This window comes from Methylomagnum sp., assembly GCF_054333355.1.
In genome coordinates, this window is record NZ_JBTEKS010000501.1 from 1 (window position 1) to 2,691 (window position 2,691).

Sequence of the window (2,691 nt, forward strand, 5' to 3'; positions counted from 1 at the left end):
TTTGAAGTCGGGCGCTTGAGTTCCGGCAAGGCCGGGGCGCTGTGCGGTATGGGCCGGGTGGAATTCCTCCTTGCCGCCGGACGGGCCGGGGTGCCAGTCGTGGCCCTGGACGAAGACGAATTGAGCGCGGAGTTTGCCGAAAATGCTTGAACGGGCGGTGATCAATTCCGGGCCATTGGTAGCTCTGTCCATCCTGGGACAGCTAGACCTGTTGCCCGCCCTGTATGCCGAGTGCTGGATTCCCCAAACGGTCTTCAACGAAGTCGCCGTGGCGGGTATCGGCAAACCCGGCGCTATATCCCTGCAATCTCCCGATTGGCAAGCCCGCGTGCGGACAGGGCCGGTGCCCGATCCGTTGCTGGTGATGGAACTCGACCCCGGCGAGGCGGAAGTTATCAGCCTCGCCCGGCAATTGTCGCCATGCTTGGCAATCATCGACGAGCGCCGAGGGCGACGCATCGCGCAACGGGTTTATGGCCTTCCGGTGAAAGGCACGGCGGGGATTCTGGTTGAAGCTTATCGCCGGGGACTTATCCAAAGCGTGAGACCGTACCTGCTGGAATTGCGGGCAGCGGGCTACTTCATCGCCGACAGCGTAATTGATGCGGCTTGCAAAGCGGCGGGGGAGTGAATGGCTTATTGCAAACCACCCAAGATTAAAGGCACGGTTGCCGTCGATGTCGAAACACCCATTTCAAACCACCGAATAACCCATGCCCGCCGATCCCTTCACCATCCGCATATTCGTCCCGGACGGCGACCCCGAAGGCGTCCGCCTCATCGACCGCATGAACTGGACCGGACTCGGCATCGTTTTCCCGCGCAACCAATGGCCCAATGTGAAAAAGCGCCCCAACCTTGGCAAGCCGGGCGTTTACATCCTCATCGGCTACTCCGACGACCCGGAAGACGACTTGCCCCGGCTCTACATCGGCCAAACCGAAGATGTCGGAAACCGCCTCGAAGAGCACATCCTGAAAAAGGACTTTTGGGATTGGGCTGTCGTCTTTGTCTCCGCCAACGATGGGCTTAACCGGGCGCATGTGATGTGGCTGGAATACGCCCTGATTCAACGCGCCAAACAAGCCGGGCGTTGCCGCCTGAACAACGGCAACGCACCCCAAGAACCCACCCTCAGCGAAGCCGAAAAAGCCGACACCCAAGGTTTCCTCAAGGAAATGCTGCAAATCCTGCCCCTGGCGGGTCTTCGAGCGTTTGAATTCCCCAAGGCGGTAGCCACCCCAAAAGCCACCGACGCACCCGACAAGCCGATTTCCCCCGGCCTGGATACCGTGATCGTCCCGGCACAGAAGGACGGCTTCGAGCAGCACTTTTTGAACGAAAGCGATTGGTACGCCATCCGCATATCCGGCGGGATGCTGGACAAAATCAAGTACATCGCCGCCTACCAAACCGCCCCGGTGTCGGCGATTACCCACTACGCCCCCGTGAACCGGATCGAACCCTACGGCGAAGGCGGCAAATACCGGCTGGTGTTCTCGGAAAAGGCCAAGCCGATTGGCCCCATCCCATTCGGCGACGCGCCCCAAGGCGCGATGCAAGGGCCGCGCTATACCAGCTTCGAGAAATTGAAGGCCGCGACGAAGCTGACGGATTTGGTGGGGAAGAAATGAAGCTTGGTTATCTTGCTGGCGGGAATCGCTTGAACAACTTGGCGTAACGCTTCGCCGTGGTGCCCTCGCTCTAGCGTCCTCCCAGCGATTCCACCCCCTGAGCCACCCCATAGCGTCATAGCGCACCCCTGCCCCGACTGTCAGAAAACGAACGTTTTCCAACAGTCTAAAAAAGGGCGCTTTATTGTGTTGGAAATATAGGGATTGACACTTTCTAACAGCGTTAAGAAAATAACACCGTTTTCTAACACTTTAGGAGCGTTCCCCATGTCCACCTTCGGCTATGGCAGAGTTTCCACCACCACCCAAGCCACCGAGAACCAACGGCTAGAGCTTGAGCAGGCCGGATACAAAATCGACTACTGGTTTGAGGATGTCGGCGTGTCGGGAAAGACTCACGCCAGCCAGCGACCACAGTTCCAAAAGATGCTTGAACGGGTTCGCGAGGGTGAAACCTTGATTGTGTCCAAACTGGACCGCTTGGGCCGGGATGCGGTGGACGTGCTGCAAACCGTTCGCCTACTCCAAGAGCTGAAGGTTCACGTTATCGTCCATCAGTTGGGAAACACCGACCTGACATCACCCGCCGGAAAGCTGCTGCTGACCATGCTTTCCGCCGTGGCGGAAATGGAGCGGGACTTGTTGATAGAGCGCACCCAAGCGGGCTTGGAGCGGGCGAAGTCCGAGGGGAAGCAATTGGGGCGACCCTCCAAAACCACCGAAGCCGACCGCCGGGGCATCCTGGAAAGGCTTCACGCTGGTGAATCGGTGTCCCAAGTGGCGCGGGACTTCAAGGTGTCGCGGGCTACGATCATTGGCATTCGGGATGAGCAGGGGCGCTAGGCTGGATAGTGTCCCCGGATTGTCCCCGAATGACAGGAAATATTGCCTAACTAAATGAAATATAAGGCTTATGCGTACTACAGCCTGAATCCGAAAGCTTCTTTTTGGATGGAAAAACGCCCCGGTTTCGGGGCGTTTTTTTATGCGTGGGAGGAAGGGGCGCACTCAAATCTTACGGTCATTCGCCGACCAGCGCCGCCAGCCGTTCCACCAG

Annotated in this window: 4 protein-coding genes; all 4 read left to right on the plus strand. The window is 58.4% G+C overall.

The annotated features are described in order from the left end of the window. A partial coding sequence (locus ACXWUF_RS21675) for a UPF0175 family protein (protein ID WP_458496605.1) occupies positions 1 to 150 on the plus strand: 150 nt, incomplete at its 5' end. Further along, a complete protein-coding gene (locus ACXWUF_RS21680; protein ID WP_458496602.1) occupies positions 143 to 631 on the plus strand; it encodes a DUF3368 domain-containing protein in 489 nt (162 codons plus the stop codon). The genes ACXWUF_RS21675 and ACXWUF_RS21680, both read left to right, overlap by 8 nt. Positions 632 to 713: 82 nt before the next feature. Continuing rightward, a complete protein-coding gene (locus ACXWUF_RS21685) occupies positions 714 to 1,634 on the plus strand; it encodes a GIY-YIG nuclease family protein (protein WP_458496603.1) in 921 nt (306 codons plus the stop codon). A 267-nt stretch (positions 1,635 to 1,901) separates the two neighbouring features. Next, complete coding sequence (locus tag ACXWUF_RS21690; RefSeq protein WP_458496604.1) at positions 1,902 to 2,477, plus strand: recombinase family protein; 576 nt, start codon at positions 1,902 to 1,904, stop codon at positions 2,475 to 2,477. The last annotated feature ends 214 nt before the right edge of the window (positions 2,478 to 2,691 follow it).